The organism is Stenotrophomonas sp. INTA L402-1, from assembly GCF_059295135.1.
The window spans coordinates 1-553 of record NZ_JCAFWP010000215.1 but is presented as its reverse complement, the minus strand read 5'-3'; the positions used below and the strand labels follow the sequence as shown (position 1 = coordinate 553).

Below are 553 nucleotides of genomic sequence, written 5' to 3'. Positions count from 1 at the left end.
GCCTGATGCCGCACACCGCGCAGCCGGTACTGCCAGCGCAAAATCAGGCTCTACCGCCAGAAGTTCGCGCGTTCCTTAATGCCGGGAGAACGCGTTAATGGTGCCTGTAGCACAGGAAACCACCGCTAACACCGTGCGTCTGCCCTACAGTTTCAGCCGTCGGTTTAGCCTGGTGGCATGGTGCGAAGCGTCGCTGGAGATCCTCCATGTTCATCCGTTGTCGCTCTCTGTTTTGCAGGAGCTGCAGCGGGGGCTGAACGCGTCTTTTACGCTGAGGCAAATCGACGAGGCCGAATTTGAACAGCGGCTGAATGCGGTCTGGCAGCGGGACTCTTCCGAGGCCCGCCAGCTGATGGAAGATCTCGGTTCTGCTGAGGACTTTTTTACTCTCGCAGAAGAACTACCGGAAACGGAAGATCTGCTGGAAAGTGACGACGATGCGCCAATCATCAAACTGATCAACGCCATGTTGGCAGAGGCGATTAAAGAAGGCGCTTCGGATATCCACATCGAGACGTTTGAAAAGAGTCTGGTGATCCGTTTTCGTGTTGAC

1 protein-coding gene is annotated in these 553 nt (G+C 55.7%); it reads left to right on the top strand.

Annotated elements, in window-relative coordinates:
- Positions 1–97 precede the first annotated feature (97 nt).
- Positions 98–553 (top strand): ATPase, T2SS/T4P/T4SS family (locus AC5O77_RS22425; RefSeq protein WP_494507250.1); only part of this gene is annotated, 456 nt, incomplete at its 3' end.